The sequence below is a fragment of the Leeuwenhoekiella parthenopeia genome (genome assembly GCF_020782115.1).
Lineage (GTDB): Bacteria > Bacteroidota > Bacteroidia > Flavobacteriales > Flavobacteriaceae > Leeuwenhoekiella > Leeuwenhoekiella parthenopeia.
Map to the genome: position 1 here is coordinate 132,647 of NZ_JAJGMW010000006.1, position 25,063 is coordinate 157,709.

At 40.8% G+C, this 25,063-nt stretch carries 24 protein-coding genes; 15 read left to right on the top strand and 9 right to left on the bottom strand.

Annotated elements, in window-relative coordinates; all coding sequences use genetic code 11:
• Positions 1–20: 20 nt before the first annotated feature.
• From ligA to LLW17_RS06575, 4 genes are read right to left on the bottom strand one after another with little or no spacing between them, the layout of a single operon-like run.
• On the bottom strand, positions 21–2,012 hold the full coding sequence (ligA, locus tag LLW17_RS06560; RefSeq protein WP_228229463.1) for an NAD-dependent DNA ligase LigA: 1,992 nt from the start codon (positions 2,010–2,012) through the stop codon (positions 21–23).
• 24 nt (positions 2,013–2,036) lie between these two features.
• A complete protein-coding gene (locus LLW17_RS06565) occupies positions 2,037–2,630 on the bottom strand; it encodes an LOG family protein (protein WP_228229464.1) in 594 nt (197 codons plus the stop codon).
• Positions 2,627–3,472, bottom strand: a complete 846-nt coding sequence (gene prmC / locus LLW17_RS06570; RefSeq protein ID WP_228229465.1) for a peptide chain release factor N(5)-glutamine methyltransferase — start codon at positions 3,470–3,472, stop codon at positions 2,627–2,629. The genes LLW17_RS06565 and prmC overlap by 4 nt, the downstream gene beginning before the upstream one ends.
• The gene (locus tag LLW17_RS06575) at positions 3,462–3,953 is read right to left on the bottom strand and encodes a GNAT family N-acetyltransferase (RefSeq protein WP_228229466.1); all 492 of its coding nucleotides are present in this window, start codon (positions 3,951–3,953) and stop codon (positions 3,462–3,464) included. The genes prmC and LLW17_RS06575 overlap by 11 nt, the downstream gene beginning before the upstream one ends.
• A gap of 36 nt (positions 3,954–3,989) precedes the next feature.
• On the opposite strand from LLW17_RS06575, the gene ribD reads away from it, so the two are divergent.
• Genes ribD through LLW17_RS06595 form a run of 4 tightly spaced genes read left to right on the top strand, consistent with a single transcriptional unit; the run spans position 3,990 to position 7,127 of the window.
• Positions 3,990–5,036, top strand: a complete 1,047-nt coding sequence (gene ribD / locus LLW17_RS06580; protein WP_228229467.1) for a bifunctional diaminohydroxyphosphoribosylaminopyrimidine deaminase/5-amino-6-(5-phosphoribosylamino)uracil reductase RibD — start codon at positions 3,990–3,992, stop codon at positions 5,034–5,036.
• The gene (locus tag LLW17_RS06585) at positions 5,033–5,647 is read left to right on the top strand and encodes an HAD family hydrolase (protein WP_228229468.1); all 615 of its coding nucleotides are present in this window, start codon (positions 5,033–5,035) and stop codon (positions 5,645–5,647) included. The genes ribD and LLW17_RS06585 overlap by 4 nt, the downstream gene beginning before the upstream one ends.
• Positions 5,644–6,519, top strand: a complete 876-nt coding sequence (locus LLW17_RS06590; protein ID WP_228229469.1) for an EamA/RhaT family transporter — start codon at positions 5,644–5,646, stop codon at positions 6,517–6,519. Before LLW17_RS06585 ends, LLW17_RS06590 begins: the two co-directional genes overlap by 4 nt.
• Positions 6,519–7,127 (top strand): IMPACT family protein, encoded by a 609-nt coding sequence (locus LLW17_RS06595; protein WP_228229470.1) that lies wholly within the window; start codon positions 6,519–6,521, stop codon positions 7,125–7,127. The genes LLW17_RS06590 and LLW17_RS06595 overlap by 1 nt, the downstream gene beginning before the upstream one ends.
• On the opposite strand, the gene LLW17_RS06600 is transcribed toward LLW17_RS06595, so the two are convergent.
• Positions 7,124–7,522 carry an acyl-CoA thioesterase gene (locus LLW17_RS06600; RefSeq protein WP_228229471.1) on the bottom strand — a complete coding sequence of 133 codons (399 nt, stop codon included), beginning with the start codon at positions 7,520–7,522 and terminating at the stop codon, positions 7,124–7,126. The genes LLW17_RS06595 and LLW17_RS06600 overlap by 4 nt on opposite strands.
• 200 nt (positions 7,523–7,722) lie before the next feature.
• Between LLW17_RS06600 and dnaA the strand changes: the two genes are divergently transcribed.
• The 3 genes from dnaA (at position 7,723) to LLW17_RS06615 (ending at position 10,405) form a co-directional block, all read left to right on the top strand.
• Positions 7,723–9,153: a chromosomal replication initiator protein DnaA gene (dnaA, locus tag LLW17_RS06605; RefSeq protein ID WP_228229472.1), complete on the top strand. Its 1,431-nt coding sequence runs from the start codon at positions 7,723–7,725 to the stop codon at positions 9,151–9,153.
• A 61-nt stretch (positions 9,154–9,214) separates the two neighbouring features.
• Positions 9,215–9,670: a low molecular weight protein-tyrosine-phosphatase gene (locus LLW17_RS06610; protein ID WP_228229473.1), complete on the top strand. Its 456-nt coding sequence runs from the start codon at positions 9,215–9,217 to the stop codon at positions 9,668–9,670.
• 15 nt (positions 9,671–9,685) lie between these two features.
• Complete coding sequence (locus tag LLW17_RS06615; RefSeq protein WP_228229474.1) at positions 9,686–10,405, top strand: SAM-dependent methyltransferase; 720 nt, start codon at positions 9,686–9,688, stop codon at positions 10,403–10,405.
• A gap of 55 nt (positions 10,406–10,460) precedes the next feature.
• Here the strand turns inward: LLW17_RS06615 and LLW17_RS06620 are convergent, their stop codons facing one another.
• The 4 genes from LLW17_RS06620 to dapF form a co-directional block, all read right to left on the bottom strand.
• A complete protein-coding gene (locus tag LLW17_RS06620; RefSeq protein WP_228229475.1) occupies positions 10,461–11,120 on the bottom strand; it encodes a peptidoglycan-binding protein LysM in 660 nt (219 codons plus the stop codon).
• Positions 11,121–11,426: 306 nt separating this feature from the next.
• Complete coding sequence (gene mltG / locus LLW17_RS06625) at positions 11,427–12,470, bottom strand: endolytic transglycosylase MltG (protein ID WP_228229476.1); 1,044 nt, start codon at positions 12,468–12,470, stop codon at positions 11,427–11,429.
• Positions 12,460–13,002, bottom strand: coding sequence for a GNAT family N-acetyltransferase (locus tag LLW17_RS06630; RefSeq protein WP_228229477.1), 543 nt, complete (start codon positions 13,000–13,002; stop codon positions 12,460–12,462). Before LLW17_RS06630 ends, mltG begins: the two co-directional genes overlap by 11 nt.
• Positions 12,990–13,766: a diaminopimelate epimerase gene (dapF, locus tag LLW17_RS06635; RefSeq protein ID WP_228229478.1), complete on the bottom strand. Its 777-nt coding sequence runs from the start codon at positions 13,764–13,766 to the stop codon at positions 12,990–12,992. The genes LLW17_RS06630 and dapF overlap by 13 nt, the downstream gene beginning before the upstream one ends.
• 136 nt (positions 13,767–13,902) lie before the next feature.
• Between dapF and LLW17_RS06640 the strand changes: the two genes are divergently transcribed.
• The 8 genes from LLW17_RS06640 (at position 13,903) to LLW17_RS06675 (ending at position 25,042) form a co-directional block, all read left to right on the top strand.
• On the top strand, positions 13,903–15,297 hold the full coding sequence (locus LLW17_RS06640; protein WP_228229479.1) for a trypsin-like peptidase domain-containing protein: 1,395 nt from the start codon (positions 13,903–13,905) through the stop codon (positions 15,295–15,297).
• Positions 15,298–15,423: 126 nt separating this feature from the next.
• Entirely contained in the window at positions 15,424–16,872 is a 1,449-nt protein-coding gene (locus LLW17_RS06645) for a glyceraldehyde-3-phosphate dehydrogenase (protein WP_228229480.1), read from the top strand.
• Between the two features lie 163 nt (positions 16,873–17,035).
• On the top strand, positions 17,036–17,638 hold the full coding sequence (locus tag LLW17_RS06650) for a hypothetical protein (RefSeq protein ID WP_228229481.1): 603 nt from the start codon (positions 17,036–17,038) through the stop codon (positions 17,636–17,638).
• Positions 17,639–17,698: 60 nt separating this feature from the next.
• The gene (gene trmD, locus LLW17_RS06655; protein ID WP_228229482.1) at positions 17,699–18,382 is read left to right on the top strand and encodes a tRNA (guanosine(37)-N1)-methyltransferase TrmD; all 684 of its coding nucleotides are present in this window, start codon (positions 17,699–17,701) and stop codon (positions 18,380–18,382) included.
• A gap of 127 nt (positions 18,383–18,509) precedes the next feature.
• Positions 18,510–18,860, top strand: a complete 351-nt coding sequence (gene rplS, locus LLW17_RS06660) for a 50S ribosomal protein L19 (RefSeq protein ID WP_228229483.1) — start codon at positions 18,510–18,512, stop codon at positions 18,858–18,860.
• 663 nt (positions 18,861–19,523) lie between these two features.
• A complete protein-coding gene (locus LLW17_RS06665; protein ID WP_228229484.1) occupies positions 19,524–21,749 on the top strand; it encodes an NADP-dependent isocitrate dehydrogenase in 2,226 nt (741 codons plus the stop codon).
• Positions 21,750–21,854: 105 nt separating this feature from the next.
• Positions 21,855–24,233, top strand: a complete 2,379-nt coding sequence (locus LLW17_RS06670) for a TonB-dependent receptor (RefSeq protein ID WP_434084772.1) — start codon at positions 21,855–21,857, stop codon at positions 24,231–24,233.
• Entirely contained in the window at positions 24,233–25,042 is an 810-nt protein-coding gene (locus LLW17_RS06675; RefSeq protein WP_228229485.1) for a DUF4249 family protein, read from the top strand. The genes LLW17_RS06670 and LLW17_RS06675 overlap by 1 nt, the downstream gene beginning before the upstream one ends.
• Positions 25,043–25,063: the final 21 nt, after the last annotated feature.

Below are 25,063 nucleotides of genomic sequence, written 5' to 3' on the forward strand. Positions count from 1 at the left end.
TCTGAAATAATAGATATGAATTATAACATGCCTAAGAAGTCATCTTCCGAAATAATGCTTATCCCAAGCTTTTCGGCCTTCTCCCGCTTGCTGGGCCCCATGTTTTCCCCCGCAACCAGATAATTTGTTTTTGCAGAAATACTACCGGCTGCTTTACCTCCATTATCTTCAATACGCTTTTTGAGATCGCTGCGCGAAATTTTTTCAAAAACACCCGAAATAACGAAAGTCTGACCTTTTAATTTATCGGTTTGATTCTCCAGAACCGAAGCATCAAGTTCTAACTGCAATCCGTAGTCCTTCAAACGGCTTATCAATTCACGGTTTCGTTCTTCGGCAAAAAAACCAACCACACTTTCCGCTATGCGATCACCTATTTCATCTACAGCAGTAAGTCGCTGCGCGTCTGCTTCAGCCAATGCATCAATAGCCCTGAATTCTTTAGCCAATTTTCGGGCTACGGTTTCGCCCACATAGCGTATGCCCAGTGCAAATAAAACCCGCTCAAAAGGCACCGCTTTTGAAGCCTCAATACCTTTAATTAGATTATCTGCCGACTTTTCTGCCATACGCTCAAGAGGCAGTAGTTGTTCTTTTTTCAGTTCATAGAGGTCCGCATAATTTTGGATTAAACCGGCGTTAACCAAAAGAGCTACAGTCTCCCCCCCAAGCCCTTCAATATCCATTGCTTTTCTGGAAATAAAATGCTGAATACGGCCAATAATCTGCGGAGGACATCCCATATCATTGGGACAGTAATGCTGAGCCTCGCCTTCTTCCCTAACCAGGGGCGTATCGCACTCAGGGCAGTTTGTAATATATTGAGTAGGCTCAGACTTAGGATTGCGCTTTTCAAAATCAACCCCCACAATTTTCGGTATAATTTCTCCGCCCTTTTCTACAAAAACGGAATCTCCTTCCCGTATGTCTAGCTTTTCGATCTGATCTGCATTATGCAGGGAAGCTCGTTTTACTATAGTACCCGCAAGTTGTACCGGAGTTAGATTTGCCACCGGAGTGATTGCGCCGGTGCGCCCTACCTGATAGGTGATTTTCTCCAGAACTGTTTCAGCCTGCTCGGTTTTAAATTTATAAGCCATTGCCCAGCGCGGAGCTTTGGCCGTATAGCCCAACTCTTCCTGCTGCTGCAAATCGTTAACCTTTATCACTACCCCATCGGTTTCGTAAGGTAAATCATGACGATGCTCGTCCCAATGTTCTAAAAACTTGAGGGTTTCTTCGGTTGAGGCGGTTACCTGAGCAACTTCAGGCACTTTAAAACCCCAGGAACGTGCTTTTTCAAGACCCTCAAACTGGGTCTTAAAATTGAGATTTTCTCCTTTTATACTATACAAAAGACAGTCTAAAGGTCTTTTTGCGACCTCAGCACTATCCTGCAATTTTAGGCTTCCCGAGGCCGTGTTACGCGGATTGCTGTACGGCTCTTCTCCGGCTTCCACCCGTGCTGCATTCATTTCAGCAAAACCGACCAGCGGTAAAATGATTTCACCTCGTATATCAAATTTAGCGGGATAATCACCTTTTAAACGAAGTGGAATACTGCGTATGGTTTTTACATTATTCGTTACATCATCCCCCTGAAAACCATCTCCCCGGGTTACGGCTCTAACCAGTTTACCGTCTTCGTAAGTAAGACTTATTGAGGCACCGTCATATTTGAGTTCACAAACATATTCGACCTTGCCTTCGACCATTTTTTTTATGCGCTTTTCCCAATCTTCAAGGTCTTCCCGGGAATAGCTGTTATCCAAAGAGTACATACGATACTCGTGTCGCACGGTCTCAAAGTTTTTGGTAACCTCACCTCCTACCCGCAATGTGGGCGAACTCGCATCATAAAACTCCGGGTGCTCCGCTTCAAGTTGCTGAAGTTCCTTTAACTTTTGATCAAAAACATAATCTTCAATCTCAGGCTTATCGAGCACATAATAATTGTGATTATGCCTGCGCAATTCTTCTCGTAACTCCTGTATTTTTTTTTCTATGCTCATAAGTATAGGGTAAGCTAAGCGTAACTAACTATTTTCCGGCTTCAAAAATTTTGAAGAAAAATCAGGTTCAAAATGCTCCATCGCATCTAAAAGGCGGTTGATATCTGTATCTACCAAAAGAAGATCCCGGTTTTCCTGCTTTAAAAATCCACGGGATACCATCTCGTCTAGCATGCTGATGAGGGCATCGTAAAAACCATTGGTATTGAGTAGTCCTATGGGCTTGTGATGCAGACCCAGCTGACTCCAGGTTATGATTTCAAAAAGCTCCTCAAAGGTTCCGAAACCGCCCGGAAGCGTGATAAAACCGTCACTCACTTCCTGCATTTTAAGTTTACGCTCGTGCATGGTTTCGGTTGTGATAAGTTCATCAAGACCGGTATGTACAATTTCTTTAGTCTTTAAAAATTCAGGAATAATACCTATTGCCTTACCTCCCGCGCCAAGGCAACTTTTTGCAACAGCTCCCATAATCCCCAGTTGCGAGCCGCCATATACGACTGCAATATTTCGCTCTGCGAAAATCTCACCCATACGCTTTGCTTCTTCAATGATTTTGGGATCATTGCCTTCGCTACTACCACAAAACACACAAATACGGGATACTTTAATACTCATAAACAAGCTTTTATCATTCTGGGTTTCCCGGCATAATCAAGCCGGAGTTCTACATTTTTAAAGCCATTCTCCTCAAAAAGGGAACGGGTTTCTTCAGCCAGATATTGATTGATTTCAACATACAACCTGCCGGAAGTATTCAATGAACTTTTTGCAAGTTCAGCAATTTTTCGGTAAAAAATAAGTGCATCATGATTCTCAACAAATAAAGCCAAATGCGGTTCAAAATTCAAAACATTAGCCTGAATTTCGGTTTTCTCGAGATTACGTACATAGGGTGGATTAGAAATTATCACATCGTACTGTTTATCGAAACGGCCAGTTTCCAGAATATTTTGATGTAGCGTATGTATCTCAACGGCATTGATCTGGGCATTGTGTTGAGCCAGATGTAAGGCTTCCTTAGAAACGTCAAGCGCATCTACCCGAGCCAGAGGCAAATTTTTTGCAAGGCTCACAGCAATGCAGCCGGAACCTGTACCAATGTCAAGAATACGCGCAGCAGTTTCGGCATCTGCGTCTTTGAGCGCCCATTCTACCAGTTCTTCGGTCTCCGGTCTGGGGATTAAAACGTTGGGGTTTAGAGCAAAATTCAATCCGTAAAACTCAGTTTGCCCCAGTATATACTGCAAAGGCTCGAAAAGCACCAGGCGTTCACGGGCAGCAAGAAGGTGATCGAGTTTTTTCAGTTTAATTTTTTTATCGGGATTTAAGAACACGTCAATATTGCGCAATCCCAAATAGGTTTCTATTAAAATTCTAAAGAAACTCTCAATTTCCTGATTGGGATACAGTGGGCTTAATCTTTTAAAAAAATGCTCCTTAAATTCTTTAAGCGTCATTTGTAAGATCTTTGAGCATATGCACCGGGCAGGCACAATGACCGGTATTCCCCATCGGCCCGTCTATGTGGTAAAAACCAGACTTTAAATACAACTGCTGAGCCGCCTGCATATAGGGCATGGTTTCCAGATAAACCTGTTCAAAACCGGCGGTTCTGGCAAAATCAAGACAAGTTTGCATGAGTTGCTTACCTACACCTTTTCCTCTTAACGATGAATCGATATACATTTTTTGAAGTTCACATACAGGACCTTCATAATTTGCCAGAGGTGCTATCCCCGCTCCACCTAAAATACGGTCATCATCGGTCACTACAAAATATTGAGATGAAGCAGTATCGTAAGTCTCATACATACAGTCAAGAGCCGCATCTGCATAAGCAGTGCCGACCTTGGGCACGCCCATTTCAACTAAAATACTTCGCAAGACGGCGGCCAGCTCTTTATTATCAGCAGGTTGAACAGCCCTGATTTTCAACATCGTGTTTATGATTTTTAAAATGCTAATTTTGAAGGCGTGAAGATACACGAAAAATACATGGCGCGCTGTCTGCAACTGGCAAAAAATGGGCTTGGAACCACCTATCCAAACCCCATGGTAGGCGCTGTAATTGTACACAACGAAAAAATTATTGGTGAGGGATGGCATCAAAAAGCCGGTGAGCCTCACGCCGAGGTTCATGCGATTAACAGGGTACACGCTAAAGAGGTTTTAAAGGAATCAACCATTTACGTGAGCCTCGAGCCTTGCAGCCATTTTGGAAAAACGCCTCCCTGTAGCGACCTTATCATCGCCAGCGGAATAAAAAAAGTTATTATAGGCAGTGTTGATCCTTTTGCGGCTGTGGCCGGAAGAGGCATCAAGAAATTACTTGATGCCGGTTGCGAAGTTGTGGTGGGTGTACTTGAAGAAGCCTGCAAAATATTGAATAAACGCTTTTTTACTTTTCATAACCAAAAAAGGCCCTATGTGCTTTTAAAGTGGGCCGAAAGCAACGATGGTTTTATAGCTCCCAATCCTGAAGACCGAAAAAACCGTGGACCGGTATGGATTACCACTCCGGCAAGTCGCCAGATCGTACACAAATGGCGGGCTGAGGAAATGGCCATTCTTACCGGAACAAATACCGTAAAGGCAGACAACCCCGCCCTTACTACACGGGACTGGGCGGGACCATCACCCACCCGTATAATTCTCGATCGCAAGCTGCGACTGGCTAAGTCCTCTGCGGTTTTCGATGGAAAACGGCCTACATTAGTTATTACGGAATCTGAAGCCGAAGATGCACACAACCTTAAATACGCTAAGGCCGATTTTAAAAAGGATTTACCCCGGCAAATTCTCGATATACTCTATGCGGAAGGTCTACAATCTGTCATTATTGAAGGAGGAGCAAAAACCCTGGCTTCTTTTATTGAAGCCGGGCTATGGGACGAAGCCCGTATTTTTAAAGGAAATGTCAATTTTATACGGGGTGTGGCCGCTCCGCGTCTGGTTAATTCAACCCCCAGGAAGGTATTTAGCTTTACCGGAGACCAACTCGCTATTCATTATAACGTATGATAAAAAATTTACTTTTCGACTTTGGTGACGTCTTTATCAATCTGGACAAAAAAGCGCCGGAGCTTGCCCTAAGTAAGTTGGGCATACGCGTTATTACCGAAGAAATGAACAACTGGCATAACAGTTATGAAAAAGGGCTGCTCACCACACAGCAGATTACCGAAAACTATCTGGAAAGCTTTCCGCAGCTCACCGCGTTTTCTTTTAAAAATGCCTGGAACAGCATCATTCTCGATTTCCCCGAACATCGTTTGAATTGGATATTAAAACTTGCAAAACAAAAAGACTATCGCCTGTTTTTATTGAGCAATACAAACGAAATGCACATAGAGCAGGTTATTAAAAACATGGGAGCTATCAGGTACTCCAGATTTCAAAATTGCTTTGAGCGCTTCTACCTTTCTCATCAAATCCTGATGCGAAAACCCGATTTAGAAATCTATGATTTCGTTCTGCAAAATGACAATCTGAAAGCTAGTGAAACCTTATTTATTGACGATACGCTTTTAAACGTTGCCGGAGCTGCTTCAATGGGCATTAAAACCTGGCATCTGGAACCCGGAAGGGATGATGTTACGCAATTATTTAGCCTTAAAAAAGAATTGTTTTGATCTACTTGTTCCTAAGTATTCTGGCATCTAGCATCATTTTTTTGGTATTCAAACTTTTTGACACCTTCAAAATTAATACGCTACAGGCTATAGTTGTGAACTACCTCATAGCTGCAGCTTCCGGATTTTTGGCTTACGAAGGTTCTTTAGAGTTAAAATCAATACTTTCGAACTCCTGGTTACCGGGCACGCTTTTTCTGGGAGTACTGTTTATTGTCATATTTAATCTTATGGCCATTACAACTCAGCGCAGCGGTCTTTCTGTAGTTTCTGTCGCAACCAAAATGAGCGTGGTTATCCCCGTTTTATTTGGTCTTATCTACTATAAGGAAGCAAGTGGCATTTTAAAAATAACGGGGATTCTACTCGCTCTTATCGCTGTCTACCTTGCTTCAGTTAAAGAGGAAAACAAGACTCAAAAAGTCCCTAAAAACCTGCTTTTACCAATTTTGGTATTCCTGGGAAGCGGAATAATCGATACTTCCATCAAATTTCTGGAGGGCAGATACGTTGCCGAAGCAGACATTCCGCTCTTTTCTGCAATGATTTTCAGCTCCGCTTTCTGTCTGGGCATTCTTGCATTGCTTTATCAAATTTTGATTAAAAAAGAACGATTTGAAATCAAAAACCTGCTGGGCGGGATCGCGCTGGGTATCCCTAATTACTTTTCCATCTACTTTTTGGTACGGGCATTACGGGCACCGGGGCTTGACAGCAGCACCGTTTTTACATTTAACAATATGGGTATTGTGATGCTGGCAACACTTATAGGACTGGTATTTTTTAATGAAAAACTTTCCCGCAAGAATTGGTTGGGAATTAGCCTTGCATTGTTTAGCATTGTACTTATAGCTTTAGTAAAATCACGTTAATGCCCGAAATAAAAGACAGCTACAAAACCATTAAACACCCGGGAGAGCCTACCCTTTTTAAGGACAAAGGCAGTAAATTTATAGGTCAGGCACATCCGGTTTTAAATGAGGCAGAAGTTGAGGCTGTAATTCAGAACTTAGGCTCTGATCACGCCAAAGCCTCTCACATTTGCTATGCCTGGCAGCTGGGCGTAAACTATGACAGTTATCGCGCCAATGATGATGGCGAACCCGGAAACTCTGCCGGGCTGCCTATATATGGCCAGCTTCAGGCTTTTGATTTAACCAATGTACTCGTTACCGTGGTGCGCTATTACGGCGGGACCAATCTGGGAGTGGGTGGTCTAATTCAGGCCTATAAAACCAGTGCGCAACAGGCAATAGAAGCTTCACAGATTGTTACCAAAACCATCAAACAAAAGCTCTATTTAAATTTTGATTATCCGCTGATGCATACCGTTATGCGCATTATTAAAGAAGAACAGTTAAAACCTGAAACCCAGGAAATGGGTTTAGATTGTAATTTCACCCTTCTCATACGCAAAAAAGATTTTAAACGTATCAAAAAGCGCTTTGAAACCGTTTATGGATTGACTGTAAAAATTTAAGCATTAAGTTTATCGAGTACATATTTTGGACATCGGGTAGGTCTGTTTGTTTGCATATCTACAAATACTAAAGTCGTTTCTGCTTTTGTTAACAAAACACCCTCTTCATTGGTGATTTTATAATCAAAAATTATACTTGCGCCGGGTTGCTTTCTAAGTTCAATTTTAACACATAAAGTATCATCAAAATAGGCCGGTTTTAAAAAAGAAAACCTCATGTCATAAACAGGTAACATAACGCCGCTTTCTTCCATTTTTTTGTAGGAAATCCCTAAATTTTCAAGCCAATTTATACGCGCAAGTTCCAGATATACAGCATAATTAGCGTGATGCACCACCCCCATTTGATCGGTTTCTGCATAGCGTACTTTAACAAAGGTTTGGTGTGAATTCATAGAGTTATTAACAAGGTTTATTTGCGTGAAAAAAATAAAAAAGAGTATGCGTAAAAAAATCTAAAAATGCAATCCTAAAATCCTTTTTTATTACATATTTTGTTCACATATTTGCCTCGCACTGAATGAAACGAAGATCTCTTTATTTTCTCACTTTTCAGTTGATCTAAACCAAAAATAACTAAAACTTAGTCACAATAATGAGTATGACTGCGCAAACAGTATGGGATAACTGTCTCTCGTTTATACAGGACAATATCACCCCGCAGGCCTACAAAACATGGTTTGAACCCATACGTGCGGTAAAACTTACAGATAATGCATTAAGTATTCAGGTACCCAGTAAATTTTTCTACGAGTGGCTTGAAGAACATTACGTAAAGCTCTTAAAAGTATCACTTACCAAAGAACTGGGAGAAAACGCTAAGCTGGTTTATGTTATACGTATGGAGAACACCTACGGCAACAGACAACCTTTTACCGAAAAAATTCCGAGTACAAACAGGCCTTCAGTAATGAAGTCTCAGGAAGTAGATGCTCCCCTTAAAAATAAAAACCCCGAATTAAAAAATCCGTTTGTAATCCCGGGAATTCGCAATCTGGAAATCGAATCCCAGTTGAACCCCAATTACAATTTTGACAGCTTTTTAGAAGGAGACTCTAACCGTCTGGCCCGCTCTGCAGGTTTAGCAGTGGCTAATAAGCCGGGAGGCACCTCTTTTAATCCGCTGTTGATTTTTGGAGGAGTTGGTCTTGGAAAAACCCACCTTGCACACGCCATTGGAGTTCAGATTAAAGACCGATATCCCGATAAAACTGTTCTTTATATTTCTGCTGAAAAATTCACGCAACAGTATATTGAATCGGTAAAGAAGAATAACCGCAACGACTTTATTCATTTCTATCAGGTGATAGATGTATTAATTGTTGATGATATACAGTTGCTTTCCGGCAAGGCAGGTACTCAGGATGTATTCTTCCACATTTTTAATCATTTACACCAAAACGGCAAACAGGTTGTCCTTACCAGTGATAAGGCTCCTGTTGATATGCAGGATATTGAACAGCGACTGCTTTCACGATTTAAATGGGGACTTTCCGCAGAATTGCAACAACCCGGTTTTGAAACCCGCGTTTCGATCATTAAAAATAAGCTGTATCAGGATGGTGTGGAAATGCCTGAAGAAATCGTGGAGTTTTTAGCCAATAATATAAAAACCAACATTCGTGAATTAGAAGGTGCTATCATTTCGCTTATTGCACACTCCTCGTTCAACCGAAAGGAAATAAATCTAGACCTTGCCAAAAAGATTGTAGATAATTATGTGAAACATACCAAACGGGAAGTTTCTATTGATTACATACAAAAGGTGGTAAGTGATTATTTTCAGATGGATGTAGACACACTACAATCAAAAACCCGTAAGCGTCATATAGTACAGGCGCGTCAACTGGCGATGTTTTTTGCAAAGAAACTCACCAAGGCGTCACTGGCAAGTATAGGTTCACAAATAGGGAAAAGAGATCACGCAACAGTATTGCACGCCTGTAAAACAGTTGACAACCTCTCTGCTACAGATAAGCAGTTTCGCAAATATGTAGAGGATCTCAACAAAAAACTTACGATGTAAATTGAAACTGACCCGATATTAAAGGTCAGGTCTAAAGCATCCTATAAAAACCAAAGATTTCATGAAAACACGCATTCTCATGGTATGTCTGGGCAATATTTGCAGATCTCCTTTGGCCGAAGGTTTGTTAAAATCTAAACTGGATCCCGCCAAATTTGAAGTAGACTCTGCAGGTACTGGTCACTGGCATGTAGGCAGTGCCCCAGACTCGCGAAGTATTGCCGTAGCTCAAAAAAACGGACTCGATATCTCGCAACAAAGAGGGATGCAGTTTAAACCTGCTTTTTTTGAGCGATACGATCACATTTTTGTAATGGATCAATACAATTACGAGGATGTTACAGCCCAGGCTTCTAATGATGAAGAGCGGGCAAAAGTACAGATGATTTTAGATGAGTTGTTTCCGGGTGAGCGCGTAGACGTCCCCGACCCTTACAATGATAGTTTAAAAGGTTTTGACCGGGTTTATGAAATGCTTGATGAAGCAACCACAAAAATTGCAGAACGCCTTTCCTGAATAGATTCTTAACTTATGGCGGTTAACTCCCACTTTGGTAAATTGTATTTAATTCCTGTTACGCTGGGGGAAACAGATCCTCTGGAGGTTATGCCTCAAAATGTTCAGACTCTGATTGCCGGGATTGATGAGTATATTGTTGAAAACGAAAAAACGGCCCGCAGGTTTATCAAAGACATTTACCCTCAAAAATCACAACCTGCTCTCAAACTACACCCACTTAACAAATACACAGATCCTCTTGATGTGCCCTCGTTTTTAAATGCGTGCCTTGATGGTCGTGATGTAGGCCTGATGTCTGAAGCCGGAGTTCCCGGAGTTGCAGATCCCGGTTCAGAGGTCGTTCGTTTTGCCCACGAAAAAGGCATTCAGGTTGTGCCACTGGTAGGCCCCTCCTCTATTCTTATGGCTGTGATGGCAAGCGGCATGAATGGTCAAAACTTTGCTTTTAATGGCTATTTACCCATCGATCAAAAAGAAAGACTCAATGAACTGAAGCGCCTGGAACGCATTTCGAAAGAAAATAACCAGTCTCAATTATTTATTGAAACCCCCTATCGCAACGGGAAAATGCTTGATGAGATTTGCAATAGCCTTCAGGCCTCAACACGTTTATGTATAGCCTGCGACATTACATTACCTAGCGAATTTATCAAAACCCAGTCAATAAACGACTGGAAACACAGCAAGGAAGATTTACATAAAAGACCTGCAATATTTATTATTCACGCATAAAAAAAGTGACCTATTCGGGTCACTTTTTTTATGCTGTTTAAAGAAATTTAGAATTTTACTTCTCCAGATTTACTTTTGCATTGCGATCAGGTACGATAAACGAAACATCATAACCTCCGAATTTTTTGATATAACTGTATATTGAAGTACCAAAAGCGTCTTTAAAACCTTCTACTCCACCGGAACGAAGATAACTCTTTACACTACCGGGGCCTGCTAAATGCGCCGCGGCCAGTATACCTGATTCGGTAACCTTAACACCATTGATTACTTTTCCTGAAAAGCGTTTGATGTCTTTACGTAAAACCCATTTATTACGGGATGCGTTGGCTATAAATGCTTTTTCCTGTAAAACGGGATCGTTCAAAAACGCATCAGTATCTGTAATGCCCAGTAAAAGTAAAGTGCTGCGACCAAACTGGTATTTGCCTAAATACCCTAATTGATTTATTCGTTTGTAATCGTTTTGTGATTCTTTAAAGCCCAGAGCTTCTTTAAAACCGGTAAAAGATTTTCCGGTGGTTGCCAGATTGATATTAAGCGAATGATCCAGCTCTACGGTTTCGGTCTCGTCGACCTGAGGCACGGTATAAAATAACTCTAAACCTTCAGTAGAATTTTGACTCGGCTTCTCGGCGTCTTTTACAGACATGCTTAAGGCTACAAGTCCAAAAACAGACGGAAGCGCAGCTAATTTCACAATGTTTTTCGTCATAAATTAAGTTTCAGACCGTTGCTGTGCGCCACTACAGATCAAGTCTATATTAATGCGCAAATATACTCAACCTAATTAATATACTGATTACTAAAGGGTTAAGCTTTTCCCAAAAGCCGCAAAACACGGTAAAATAGGCGGTTTATCACAGAAATACTTGCGATTAAAGCAAGTATTTCAAAAAGCCGCTATCTATTTATAGGAAACATCTAAAACTTTAACATTTTAGTCCCTTAAACTCAAGGATGATAAAATTTAACAAAATAACGCCGTCAAAAACTAAGTTTAAACAGATTTAATTGCATTTTATCGATTTATGCCCTGAGCATTTATCCAATCAATATATTGTTTGCGATTAGCATTATGTTGCGCAACGGTTTTAGCAAACAAATGATAACCGGGTTTAGAAACGTCTGCAACAAAGAAATAGTATTCGTGCTTTTCAGGATTTAACACTGCATTAATAGCAGAGAGATCCGGCATAAAAATAGGACCGGGTGGTAAACCCCCATATTTATAGGTGTTGTACGGAGAATCGGTCTCCAGGTCGCGGTACAAAACCCGCTTAATAACCTGATCAAAATCGTCCTGACTTTTCTTGACAGCATAGATTACGGTAGGGTCTGCATCAAGCTTCCAGCCATTTTGCAGGCGATTTAAATATACACCGGCTACTCTGGGACGCTCATCTGCCCTTGCGGTTTCTTTTTGTACAATAGCTGCAAGCGTATAAACCTGCTTAGGATTTAGGCCCTGGGCTTCTGCTTTGGCGATGCGTTCAGGAGTCCAGAATCGCTTATACTCCTGAAGCATTCGGGCTCTAAATTCTTCTGCACTGGTATTCCAATAAAATTCATATGTATTAGGCAGGTACATCGTTAAAGCCGTCTCTTCCTCAAAACCATGTTCTTTTAAAAACGCTTCATCGGTAAAAGCCTTTAGGAGTTCAAGACTATCAGCCTCGATCTGAATGCCTACGCGCCCGGCCAGATTCTGTAATCGCTCCTGATTATTAAAGCTAATTTTCACCGGTATGTTTCCGCTGCGAATGGCATTTACAATCTCATTATTATTGCTTCCTTTCTTTATAATGAAATGTCCGGGTTTTACAGCGTTAACATAACCTTTTCGCTCTGCTACCTCATCAAAGGAAACGGGATCCTGCAATAGGGGTTCTAAATCTTTACGTACATCTGCATAAGTAGCATCTGAAGGAATGTAGAGATGAGCCTCGTCATTATTAAAAGCGGTGTTGGGAGAAAAAAACTTCCCATAAATCATATAAGCAAATATGCCTGCGAAAACCAAACCTATTAAAGCGGTAGCGGCCAAAATTTTTCTAATGTACATCGGTATAAATCAATTGGTATAAATATTCATTTTTAAAGCTGCCTTCGAGACGAAGCCAGTCTTTTTTAAGACCCACAGGTCTAAAACCCTGTTTTTCAAACAGGCGTATGCTCGGGGTATTTTCCTCTAAAATATTGGCATAGAGCTGATGCAGTTCGAGACGTTTAAAGCTGTAATTGATCATTAACCGCAAAGCCTCGGCGCCATAACCCCTGCCGCGCTCTACCTCACTAAAAATCAAAATACCAAGACCGGCTCGTTGATTTTTAGGATCAAAATCAAACAAATCTATAAGACCTAAGGCTTCATTGGTATCGCTACGACAAATAACCAGCCGCAGTTGTTTGGCCTCATAAATGTCTTTGTGGGAGTTGCGCAGGTACTGCTTTAGTAAAAATTTGGAAAAAGGAGTAAGTGTGGTAGTAAGTTCCCAAAGATCTTCATCATTTTCAATCCTAAAAACGAGATCCAGATCTTCGGGCTCTAAAGCCCTGAGATATACGAGTTCACCATGTAATGTTAGTCCGGCCATACTCCGGTATAAACAGGCTTTGCGGGCCCGATTAAAAATATGTTATTGTATCCTGTACCTGCAGGCTCAAAAGTAACTTTAAGCCGGCCTCCTTCCACGCGAAGATCAACTTCGTGACTGTTAGTCTTACCCTGATGGTGAATGGCCAATGCTACTGCTGTGGCACCGGTACCGCAACTTAAGGTCTCATCTTCTACTCCGCGTTCGTAGGTACGCATAGCGAAAGAATCCCCGGTTTGTTCCACAAAATTGATATTACTCCCGGCTTTACCGTAAAGATCACCATATCTCAACAAGGCTCCTTCAGTTTTAACATCAAAAGCTGCCAAATCATTCACCCATTGAACATGATGGGGTGAGCCTGTGTTTAAAAACATATGATTTTCATACCTGGTAATGCTGCTCACATCCTGCATTTTTAAATGTACAAGATCATTTTTGATGAAGGCCTCGTGAAGACCATCTACAGCCTCAAAAACAGTTTGATCTGTAATTACGCCTAATTGTTTAGCAAAGGCAACTATGCACCTGCCACCATTACCACACATCGAGCTCGGGTTACCATCAGCATTATAATAGACCATTGTAAAATCTAAAGTGGGATGGTTCTCAAGCAAGATGAGACCATCTGCACCTATGCCAAATTTTCGGTCACACATCCATTTTACGAGTTTGGTATCATTTTTGGAAAATAATTGCTGTCGGTTGTCGATCATTATAAAATCGTTGCCCGTGCCTTGATATTTGTAAAAGGGTATTGCCATAACTTATTTTTAAAGCCCTGCAAAAATACATAAAGCCAAAATTCTACGGCTTGTTAAGGCTTAGTTAAATCGTGCAACACGGCATACCACAACTCGTATTTAAATTGTTATTCTAAAAAAGAAAAGAAAAAGTATTATGAAAAAATTTGCCAGCTTATTAATCGTAGCCATTTTGGGTGGCGCGATTACCCTAGGTGCGTACAAGTTTATAGAAGATGAACACGTACCCACGACAGCTACAACTTCAACCCCAAATTTTAGTCCCGTAAATTACAACGGCACCCCGATTACCAGTACCAATGCAGATTTCACAGAAGCTGCAGATCGCACGGTTCACGCGGTTGTTCACGTTAAAAACGTACAGATTTCCAGACAACCTCGCAGCATGCAAGAATATCTACTTGGTGGAGGTGAATTACGCAAAGGTCTTGTAGGTGCCGGAAGCGGTGTAATCATATCAGCTGATGGCTATATCGTAACCAACAATCACGTTATTGACGGAGCTACAGAACTTGAAGTTTCTCTAAATGACAACCGAACCTTCAAAGCTGAAGTAATAGGTAGCGACCCTAATGCAGACATTGCGCTTTTAAAGATTGATGCAGATGAAGATTTACCCTACCTCCCGTTTGGGGATTCAGATAATGTACGTTTGGGAGAATGGGTACTGGCAGTAGGTAATCCCTTTAACCTTACCAGTACAGTAACTGCCGGAATTATTTCAGCCAAGGCGCGTGATATTGACCAGTATGACCGAAATCCGCAATCATTTATCCAAACCGATGCAGCGATTAACCCGGGTAACAGTGGCGGTGCGTTAGTAAATATCAATGGAGAACTGATAGGTATCAATACAGCTATCACTTCACAAACCGGTAGCTATGTAGGTTACGCCTTTGCAGTACCTTCAAACAACGCCCGTAAAATTGTAGAAGACATTTTGGAGTATGGTGATGTACAGCGTGGTATTCTTGGTATTCAGGGAGGCAGTATTAATGCAAACACAGCAAATCAATACGACCTTGAAGTTTCTGAAGGCGTTTATGTTGCAGGTGTTGATCCCGATACCGGAGCTGCCTTAGCAGGTTTAAAAGAAGGCGATGTTATCATAAAAGTTGATGATGTCAAAATTTCAAAATTCTCTGATCTATCAGGTTACCTTGGAGCCAAAAGACCTAATGATGTTGTAGAAGTAAGCTTCATTAGAGACGGAGAAACCCGCACGCTATCGGTTACTTTAACCAAACTCAACACATTTATAATAGAAAAGCCGGGACTTGAAGTACGTGAGGCCTCAAAGGAAACACTTCAGGAAAATGGTGTGAAAAACGGAGTAATTATAAGTAAGGCTACAAACAAACAATTGCAACGCTATAATCTAAGCGGAATAATTATAACCGCAATTGACGATCAGAAAGTAAACTCAATAGAGGATGTTAAGCGCATTATTTCTGAAAAAGATCCGCGCGAACCTGTAAGCCTCAATTTTGCCAGTAAAAATGGTGAAAACAAACAAATCATTTTTAATTAGAATTCGATTTTTAGTAGTAAAAAAGCTCTTCGTGACTGAAGGGCTTTTTTTATTTATTTCCCTCACGAAAACGATATAGTTAAGTATCTTTGCCGAAAATTTAAAAACCCACATTAAAATCCATTCATGAGTTCGTCAAATACTTACGAGAAAGAACTGGCTTTTCAGGCAGACCGTCGCCGTGCGACTGTTGAATTTATTAAGATCATAAGCGATCTTTGGTATGACAAGAATATCGAACTGGTACTTTTTAGAAATCAGCTTTTAGATCGCAATGTGAGTGAAATTCTCAATTTACACGCTTACGCCGGAGCTTTTGTTCAAAAACCTATTTCTATTTTTGATAGCGTCGAGTTAGCCAAAGCTATCCTGCAGGCAAACCTGCCGCCTTCAAAATTAGATATTGGCAAACTCACTTACGAGTATCATTTGGAAGATAATGAGTATACAGACGCCCTGATATTTATTCATCATAAACTGAAAGATGCACAAAGTTCAAAAGAAATTACACCTCGAAATGTGGTGCTCTATGGTTTTGGGCGTATAGGAAGGCTCGTTGCCCGGGAACTTATGACACGCACAGGAAGCGGTGCTCAATTAAGATTAAGAGCCATAGTCGTAAGAGGTAATCTGGATGAAGATATTCTAAAAAAGAGAGCATCCTTACTCAAAAGCGATAGTATCCACGGGGATTTTCCGGGAACAATCTCGGTAAATAGTGCCAAAAATGCCTTAATTATCAATGGTACTACCGTTCAGATTATTTCTTCAAATGAACCCGAATCTATAGACTACACGGCTTATGGTATAGACGACGCCGTAATCATAGATAATACGGGCGCTTTCCGAAACAAAGAACAATTAAGCAGACACCTTATCGCAAAAGGAGTTTCAAAGGTATTACTTACTGCTCCGGGTCAGGGCATCCCAAATATCGTGCACGGAGTCAATCACAAAAACTACAATCCGGATGAATGGGATATTTACTCAGCTGCCTCGTGCACTACAAATGCAATAACACCGGTGCTCAAAGCAATTGATGAAAGCTTTGGCGTTGAAAGTGGTCATATAGAAACCATACACGCGTATACCAATGATCAAAATCTGGTAGATAATATGCACTCCAAATACCGCCGGGGTCGCGCCGCTGCTCTAAATATGGTAATCACCGAAACAGGCGCAGGTAAAGCAGTATCTAAAGCATTGCCTGCTCTTGAAGGCAAACTTACCTCCAACGCGATCAGGGTTCCGGTACCTAACGGCTCTCTTGCCATTTTAAATTTAAAGCTTCAGCAAAAAACAACAATCGAAAGTGTCAATGCAAGTCTTAAAAAATATGGGCTTGAAGGTGATCTGGTTGAGCAAATCAAATATTCAATCAACAATGAACTGGTTTCCAGTGATATTGTAGGCTCTTCAGCACCTGCTATCTACGACAGTCAGGCTACATTGTTAGGCCCCGATTTTAAAAGCCTCGTACTCTATATATGGTATGACAATGAATACGGTTACAGTCACCAGGTAGTACGCCTGGCTAAATATATTGCCAAGGTAAGACGTTATACGTACTACTAAAGTTCTTAATAGTACAGATGTATTTAGAAATAGCTGCCAGCAGGCAGCTATTTTCACGAATTACGCAGTTTAAAACCGTTGGATTTAATTATTTTTGCGGCTTTATTATACTAAGTGCGAAAGCATACCGTTTTCCCACAAACAGCAAAAAGACTAACTCAAAATGACTACGATACGCATTAGCTTACTAATAAGCCTATTCTCAATTTTAGGCCTTAGCGCTCAGGAGACAGAGACCCCAAAACCGAAAACAAATACCATTTCTCAACAGTTTGAAGATTTGTTAGAAAACTCAAACAATTTTCAGGATTATAAAGTCGTAAAACTAAACAGCCTGAATAAGTTGATAGCCAATACTGCAGATAGTATTTCGGTTTTCAAAACTCAGATAACCGAACTACAGCAAGAAATAACTGCACAACAACAAGAAATAAATACTCTAAATAATACACTCGAAGAGACTAAGACAACCTTAGACCAAACCAGATCTGAGAAAGATTCCATATACTTTTTAGGAATTCCTATGAGCAAAGGTGGTTATATGGGAATGATGTGGGGTATTGTTGCCGTTCTGGCACTGGCGCTGGTTTTTTTCATTTTTAGATTTAAAGGAAGCAACGCACATACGCAGGAAGCCCGCAAAAAACTGGCAGATCTTGAAGTGGAATATGACGATTACCGTAAAAAAGCTTTAGAAAAAGAGCAAAAGATGGGACGATTACTTCAGGACGAGCGCAATAAAGCGGTCAAGAGTACCAAAAAATAAAAATCCAAACAAGCCGAGAATAAGGCTTCTTTTAATCGAATACCAGCACACTTAAATTCCATGCGCATTGACATTATTACGGTAGTACCCGATTTGCTCAAAAGTCCGTTTGAAGCTTCAATAATGCAGCGTTCTATAGCAAAAGGACTGGTTGAAGTAAACTTTCACAACCTCAGAGATTACTCCACCAATGCTTACAAACAGGTAGACGACTATCAGTTTGGCGGTGGTGCCGGTATGGTTATGATGATAGAGCCTATAGATAAGTGCATCAGTGAGCTCAAATCACAACGGGACTATGATGAGGTGATCTATATGACCCCTGATGGTGAAACCCTGAATCAAAAAATAGCTAATCAAATTTCACTTCAGGGCAACATTATCATTCTGTGTGGTCATTATAAAGGAGTAGATCAGCGGGTACGCGATCAATTTATTACTCGGGAAATTTCAATAGGAGACTATGTTTTAAGTGGGGGCGAACTTGGAGCACTTATACTTTGCGATGCCGTTATCCGATTAATTCCTGGAGTTTTAGGAAATGAAACCTCTGCCCTAACCGATTCTTTTCAGGATAACTTACTCGCTCCACCGGTATATACACGCCCTGCTGAATACAAAGGGTGGAAGGTTCCTGAGATTTTAACATCCGGTAATACTCCCAAAATCGAGGCCTGGCGCGAAGATGAAGCTTATAAACGCACTTTAGAGCGACGCCCCGATTTAATAAAAAACCAGTCTTAATCTTTTTAAATAATTAAATTTCAGGGCTTGTCAAATTCAATTTTTATAGTAAATTTGCAGCCTTGTAAGATCAACCTCTGGCGAAAACCGTGAATGTTGGTATTATACCACTTTAAAAATCTTAAAAATGGAAGATTTAATCAGTTTTGTACAAAACGAATTTGTAGAGAAAAAAGAATTCCCTGAATTTAGTGCTGGTGATACCATCACTGTTTATTACGAAATTCGTGAGGGTGAAAAAGTACGTACCCAGTTTTTTAGAGGTGTTGTAATTCAGGTTCGCGGAACAGGTGCAACCCGCACATTTACTATCAGAAAAATGTCTGGTACTGTAGGTGTTGAGCGTATTTTCCCAATCAACATGCCTGCTCTTCAGAAAATTGAAGTAAATAAAAGAGGTAAAGTACGTAAGTCACGTATTTACTACTTTAGAGGTCTTACCGGTAAAAAGGCAAGAATCAAAGAAATCAGAAAATAAAAACCACTCATCTGGTTATAAAAATGCTCCGTCTTACGGGGCATTTTTTAGTTTAAGGTATAAGCTTATTAACTTTTGTGAAAAACCAACGTTCATAACCGGTTGATATTTAACGACCTAATAGCTTGATTTTTTAAATTCTTTTCTGTTACTTTATGTAAAGAAATTATAAGGGTGAACTTAAAACTGTTCACAATTATGTTCCCAGTGCAGTTGCGATAGCCTTGTAGGGTTTATACAACTTTAAAAAAGATCTGAATTATAAAAGACATCAGTGAGCGTTTAAAGTTAAAATGCAAATGTATTGGATCGGGATTTAGAAATTAAATCCCAATGTTAAGGTTCACGGTGCAAGTACTAATATTCTTGCTTTAGGGCTCCAAGGGTTCACCGGTAAAAAACCTAAACATTAGAAGCTCTGATAGAATTACGAAATTCTATCAGAGCTTTTTTTTACTTCTGAATCCTTCCATCTCAATCCAACAGTTTAAAATCATACATTTTTAAGAGGCTTTAAGAAGAATTTAAGTGTTAAAATCTGCCATAAAATCCTATATTTGCAATCCGAAAAAAACGCTTCACGCGACAAACTGTAAACCCTAGATGCAGATTTGCTTTTTCAACCAAACAATTAGAAATCAGGATTTATAAACGAACACATTTATGTCTACTAAAACGTCTACAATAGCCTACACCAAAACAGATGAAGCTCCGGCTCTGGCTACTCATTCCCTGTTACCAATTCTGCAAAAGTTTGCCAAAGAAGCTAATATAGAATTTGAAGTTAAAGACATTTCACTTGCAGGTAGATTGCTTGCAAACTTTCCTGATTATCTGGAAGAAAATCAAAAAGTAAATGATGCCCTTGCCGAATTGGGCGAACTGGCTAAAAGCCCGGAAGCAAATATTATAAAATTGCCAAACATTAGTGCTTCTATACCGCAGCTTACGGCTGTTATTAAAGAACTACAGGCAAAAGGCTTTAATATCCCCAGCTATCCTGAAGAAGCTAATACCGAAGAAGAAAAAGAACTTAAAAACCGTTTTGCTAAAGTTTTGGGAAGTGCGGTAAACCCGGTATTACGTGAAGGTAACTCAGACAGACGTGCTCCTAAACCCGTAAAAGAGTATGCCCGTAAAAACCCGCACAGTATGGGTGCATGGGATAAAAACAGCAAATCACACGTGGCGACCATGAGCTCCGGTGATTTTAGAGCCAATGAAAAATCTGTTACCTGTGATAAACCCACATCGGTAAGCATAATCCATACAGATGCCAATGGTGCTCAAACCACACTTAAGAAAGATCTGAATTTACTTAAAGGCGAAGTAATAGACGCCACCCTAATGAGTAAATCGGCTTTAATTAAGTTCCTCAAGGAGCAGATTAAAGATGCTAAAGACAAAGGTGTTCTTTTCTCCATTCACCTTAAGGCAACCATGATGAAAGTATCTGACCCTATTATTTTCGGGCATGCGATGCGCATTTATTTTGAAGATGTTTTTGAGAAGTATGGTGACGATCTTAAATCTATTGGCGTAGATGCTAAGAATGGATTGGCAGATTTGCTTAGCGACATAAACAAGTTACCCGAAGCTAAACGCTCGGAAGTAGAAAAGGCTATTTTAAATACCCTCGAAAACAGGGCTGATCTGGCTATGGTGAATTCAGATAAGGGTATTACCAATCTGCACGTACCCAGTGACGTTATTATTGATGCCAGTATGCCTGCAATGATTCGCAACAGCGGTCAGATGTGGAATGCCAAAGGTAAATCTCAGGATACCAAAGCTGTGATTCCAGACAGTTCGTATGCGGGTGTTTACCAGGAAACCATTGATTTTTGTAAGGAAAATGGTGCTTTTGATCCTACTACAATGGGAACTGTTCCTAACGTAGGTCTTATGGCTCAAAAAGCTGAAGAATACGGATCTCACGATAAAACTTTTGAAATTCCTCTTAATGGAAAAGTTTCTGTAATTGACGCAGAAGGTAAGGTTCTTATAGAGCATACTGTTGAAGAAGGAGATATCTGGAGAATGTGCCAGACTAAAGATGAGCCGGTACAGGACTGGGTAAAACTTGCTGTAAGTCGTGCACGCGCCACAAATGATCCTGCGATTTTCTGGTTAGACAAAGACCGTGGTCACGATGCAGAGCTCATTAAAAAAGTAAATCTGTACCTTAAGGATCACGATACCGAAGGCTTAGACATTCAGATCATGTCTCCCGTTGAGGCTACACGATATACACTTAAGCGCATGAAAGAAGGTAAAGACACTATTTCGGTTACCGGAAACGTATTGCGTGATTACAACACAGACCTCTTCCCTATTCTTGAAGTAGGAACCAGTGCCAAAATGCTTTCAATAGTACCTCTTATGAATGGCGGCGGACTTTTTGAAACCGGAGCCGGTGGTTCTGCTCCAAAACACGTTCAGCAATTTGTTGAAGAAGGACATTTAAGATGGGATTCGTTAGGAGAATTTCTGGCGCTTGCAGTTTCTCTGGAGCACGAAGCAATAGCCAACGGAAACGACCGTGCTAAAGTATTAGCTGAAGCATTAGACGAAGCGACTATCAAATTTCTGGATAACAAGAAATCACCGTCACGCGTGGTTAATGAACTCGACAACCGCGGCAGCCATTTCTACCTTGCGCTTTACTGGGCACAGGCATTGGCCGCTCAGGATAAAGACAAGGAATTACAGGTTCACTTTGCCGAAATTGCAAGCGAACTCGAAACCAATGAAGAAAAAATCAATCAGGAATTGCTGGATGCACAGGGTTCTGAAGTTGATTTAGGAGGATATTATTTCCCGGATGAAGATAAAGTAACAGCTGCGATGCGACCTAGCGCAACTTTAAATGCAATTATCAATTCGTAACACGTGTTTACAACAACGACAAAAGGCTTCCTATATCGGGAAGCCTTTTTTTATTTCATTAACGTTTTCTTAAAATGGTACAAGTAAAGCCGAAGTCTGCTATTTTTGAACAAAAACAATTTGCTAAAATATTACTATTCATTTATTTTCATCTTACTGGTTGGTAACCTTTGGGCTCAAAAAAATTACACCTTGAGCGGCACGGTTACCGCAGAAAATTCAAATGAAACCCTCATCGGTGTTAACGTTTTATTTCCCGAGATCAATAAAGGAACAGTTACCAACGAGTATGGCTTTTATTCCATAACACTACCTGAAGGATCTTACAATCTTCAAATAAGCATTCTGGGATACAATTCCATTCAGAAAAAAATCGCATTAAATAGTGATCAGCGCCTCGATTTCAGTCTCGAAGAAGCTACTGAGATGCTTGATGAAGTATTGATTGAGGAGGATGTTGAAGAGCTAAACATTCGCAAGCCTCAAATGAGCGTAAATACGCTAACTGCAGAGACCATCAAGCAAATACCCGTTGTCTTTGGCGAGGCAGACGTTATAAAATCTATACTGCTGCTTCCGGGCGTCACGAGTGCAGGTGAAGGTGCTTCAGGCTTTAACGTAAGAGGTGGCGCTGTAGATCAAAATCTTATTTTACTGGATGAAGCTATCATTTTTAATTCGTCACACCTTTTCGGTTTCTTTTCAGTTTTTAATCCCGATGCGATCAAAGACCTTAAACTATACAAAGGTGGAATTCCTGCACGGTACGGTGGTCGCGTGGCCTCGGTACTCGATATTTATCAAAAGGAAGGAAACAGTAAAGAATTTCACGCAAATGGTGGTATTGGAGCGATTGCCAGCAGACTTCTTGTTGAAGGTCCTATAGTAAAAAACGAATCTGCGTTTCTGGTAGGTGGCCGGGCTTCTTATGTGCACCTCTTCCTGCCTTTATTTGATATTGACAACAAAGCCTATTTCTACGACCTGAATGCTAAATTAAATTACCGTCTTGGAGATAAAAACAGCCTCTTTCTGTCAGGGTATTTCGGTCGCGATTTATTTAGTGTAAACGAAAGCTTTGTAAACACCTACGGTAATGCAACCATAAATCTGAGATGGAATCATCTATTTAGCGACAAGTTGTTCTCCAACCTATCCCTTATTTATTCAGATTACTATTATGGTTTACTGTTAGATTTTGTGGGCTTTAAATACGATTCGGGCATTCGTAATTTCAATCTTAAATACGATTTTCAGCATTACATCAGCCAAAATCTAAAAATGGGATATGGCATAAATAACATTTATTACCGCTTCAATCCTGCGACTATAATACCCAATCGCCCGGACAGCGGTATATTACCTTCGCAACTCACCCACAAGTACGCCAACGAATTTTCGGCCTATATTGAAGCCGAACACGACTTAAGTGATGCCCTAACCTTACGCTATGGTTTCAGACTTAGTCATTTTACGCGTCTGGGTCAGGATCGCTTTTTTAGATATGCTGATGACCAACCCTTAATTTTTGACGATAATCTAAAAATTTACCAGCCTGCAACTCCATCAGAAACACAACTAAACACAGGAACCCTCGCTCAGTTTACAAATCTCGAACCGCGTTTCTCGCTCAGTTGGGCTCTTAACAGCAAAACGTCCTTTAAAGCCAGCTATAATCGCATGGCTCAGTATCTGCATTTAATTTCTAACACCAACTCACCCACGCCTCTTGACGTATATACGCCGAGCGGACCTTACGTAAAACCGCAGCTTCTTGATCAGTATGCCATTGGTTTTTTCAAGAAAATCAAGGACGGTGCGTTTTCGTTTGAAACTGAAGCGTTTTATAAAGACATCCAAAACCGACTGGATTACCGTAACGGCGCACAACTTATCGCCAATGATGCCATTGAAGGCGAAGTGCTTTCAGGTATAGGCAGAGCCTACGGACTTGAATTTTTACTGAAAAAAAATGACGGCAGACTCAACGGCTGGCTGGCATATACCCTATCGCGCAGTGAACAGCAAACCCCGGGTCGCACACCTGAAGAAATAGGTATCAATAACGGCAACTGGTATGCTTCGGCTTATGATAAAACCCACGACATTAGTGCAAATGCCTACTACAAGCTCAGTAATAAATGGAGTTTCGGTGCCAATTTTGTGTTTCAGACCGGCCAGCCAACCAATTATCCCGTGAGTCAATCCCTTTTTCAGGGTTTGGCCATATCAAATTACAGCGGTCGTAATGAACAACGCCTGCCCGCTTACCACAGGTTAGACCTCTCGGCTACCTTAACACCAAAAAACACAGCCAACCGAAAAATAAAAGGGGAATGGGTTTTTAGTATTTATAATGCCTACAACCGCATGAATGCCGCATCTGTTAATTTCAGAACCAATGAAGACACAGGACAAAATGAAGCGATTAAGACTTCGATTTTTGGCATCCTGCCTTCTGTAACCTATAATTTTAAGCTCTAATGAAAGCCATTAAAACGATTTTTATTCTTTTGGTTTTACTGAAGCTTTTAAACAGCTGTCAGGAAACGATTGACGTTGACCTGCCCGAACAGCAGGAACGACTGGTTGTAGATGCCCTAATGCGTATTCCTGATGGAAATACCAGTCTGGTGAACGCTTACCTGAGACTTACCCTGACCGCAGATTATTTTGCAGACGATATACCGGTTGTGGCAGATGCGATAGTCAATCTCAACAGCGCATCAAACACCTACAGAATGCAGTACCGCGGTGACGGGTATTATTCTATTGCAGTACCTCGTGATGAACTTACTCAGGATCTAATGAGACTTACCATTTTTTATAATGAAAATACCTACAGAGCTACAGCCCAATTTCAAACAGCTATCCCTTTTGATTCCATTATTCAGGGAGATGGGAGCCTCTTTGCCGGTGACGAAACCGAGGTGATCTTTAATTATACAGACGAGCCGGGTATTACAAACTATTACCTGTTTGATTTAGATAAGGGACAATTTTTGACCAGTGAAGACACCTTTTATAAAGATCAGGCATTCTCATTCTCCTATTTTTACGAAGATGTGAAACCTAATGACACCTTAGAAGTCGATTTGATAGGCATTACAAAACCCTTTTTCGATTACATGAGCATTGTGATCAATCAATCGGGACAGGCTTCAGGAAACCCGTTTACAGCGCCACCTTCCGAAATACGGGGCAACGTCATTAATGCCACCGATGAAGCTAATTATCCCCTGGGATATTTCGCAATAGGACAGGTTTACAGCGGTCAGATTGTGATCGAATAGCGATATTTGCCAAAGGCGAAA

Excerpts from the sequence above, each read along its gene's own strand:
- ligA (WP_228229463.1), bottom strand. The coding sequence starts at position 2,012 with ATGAGCATAGAAAAAAAAATACAGGAGTTACGAGAAGAATTGCGCAGG.
- LLW17_RS06565 (WP_228229464.1), bottom strand. The coding sequence starts at position 2,630 with ATGAGTATTAAAGTATCCCGTATTTGTGTGTTTTGTGGTAGTAGCGAA.
- prmC (WP_228229465.1), bottom strand. The coding sequence starts at position 3,472 with ATGACGCTTAAAGAATTTAAGGAGCATTTTTTTAAAAGATTAAGCCCA.
- LLW17_RS06575 (WP_228229466.1), bottom strand. The coding sequence starts at position 3,953 with ATGTTGAAAATCAGGGCTGTTCAACCTGCTGATAATAAAGAGCTGGCC.
- LLW17_RS06585 (WP_228229468.1), top strand. The coding sequence starts at position 5,033 with ATGATAAAAAATTTACTTTTCGACTTTGGTGACGTCTTTATCAATCTG.
- LLW17_RS06595 (WP_228229470.1), top strand. The coding sequence starts at position 6,519 with ATGCCCGAAATAAAAGACAGCTACAAAACCATTAAACACCCGGGAGAG.
- LLW17_RS06600 (WP_228229471.1), bottom strand. The coding sequence starts at position 7,522 with ATGAATTCACACCAAACCTTTGTTAAAGTACGCTATGCAGAAACCGAT.
- dnaA (WP_228229472.1), top strand. The coding sequence starts at position 7,723 with ATGAGTATGACTGCGCAAACAGTATGGGATAACTGTCTCTCGTTTATA.
- LLW17_RS06610 (WP_228229473.1), top strand. The coding sequence starts at position 9,215 with ATGAAAACACGCATTCTCATGGTATGTCTGGGCAATATTTGCAGATCT.
- LLW17_RS06615 (WP_228229474.1), top strand. The coding sequence starts at position 9,686 with ATGGCGGTTAACTCCCACTTTGGTAAATTGTATTTAATTCCTGTTACG.
- LLW17_RS06620 (WP_228229475.1), bottom strand. The coding sequence starts at position 11,120 with ATGACGAAAAACATTGTGAAATTAGCTGCGCTTCCGTCTGTTTTTGGA.
- mltG (WP_228229476.1), bottom strand. The coding sequence starts at position 12,470 with ATGTACATTAGAAAAATTTTGGCCGCTACCGCTTTAATAGGTTTGGTT.
- LLW17_RS06630 (WP_228229477.1), bottom strand. The coding sequence starts at position 13,002 with ATGGCCGGACTAACATTACATGGTGAACTCGTATATCTCAGGGCTTTA.
- dapF (WP_228229478.1), bottom strand. The coding sequence starts at position 13,766 with ATGGCAATACCCTTTTACAAATATCAAGGCACGGGCAACGATTTTATA.
- LLW17_RS06640 (WP_228229479.1), top strand. The coding sequence starts at position 13,903 with ATGAAAAAATTTGCCAGCTTATTAATCGTAGCCATTTTGGGTGGCGCG.
- LLW17_RS06645 (WP_228229480.1), top strand. The coding sequence starts at position 15,424 with ATGAGTTCGTCAAATACTTACGAGAAAGAACTGGCTTTTCAGGCAGAC.
- LLW17_RS06650 (WP_228229481.1), top strand. The coding sequence starts at position 17,036 with ATGACTACGATACGCATTAGCTTACTAATAAGCCTATTCTCAATTTTA.
- trmD (WP_228229482.1), top strand. The coding sequence starts at position 17,699 with ATGCGCATTGACATTATTACGGTAGTACCCGATTTGCTCAAAAGTCCG.
- rplS (WP_228229483.1), top strand. The coding sequence starts at position 18,510 with ATGGAAGATTTAATCAGTTTTGTACAAAACGAATTTGTAGAGAAAAAA.
- LLW17_RS06665 (WP_228229484.1), top strand. The coding sequence starts at position 19,524 with ATGTCTACTAAAACGTCTACAATAGCCTACACCAAAACAGATGAAGCT.
- LLW17_RS06675 (WP_228229485.1), top strand. The coding sequence starts at position 24,233 with ATGAAAGCCATTAAAACGATTTTTATTCTTTTGGTTTTACTGAAGCTT.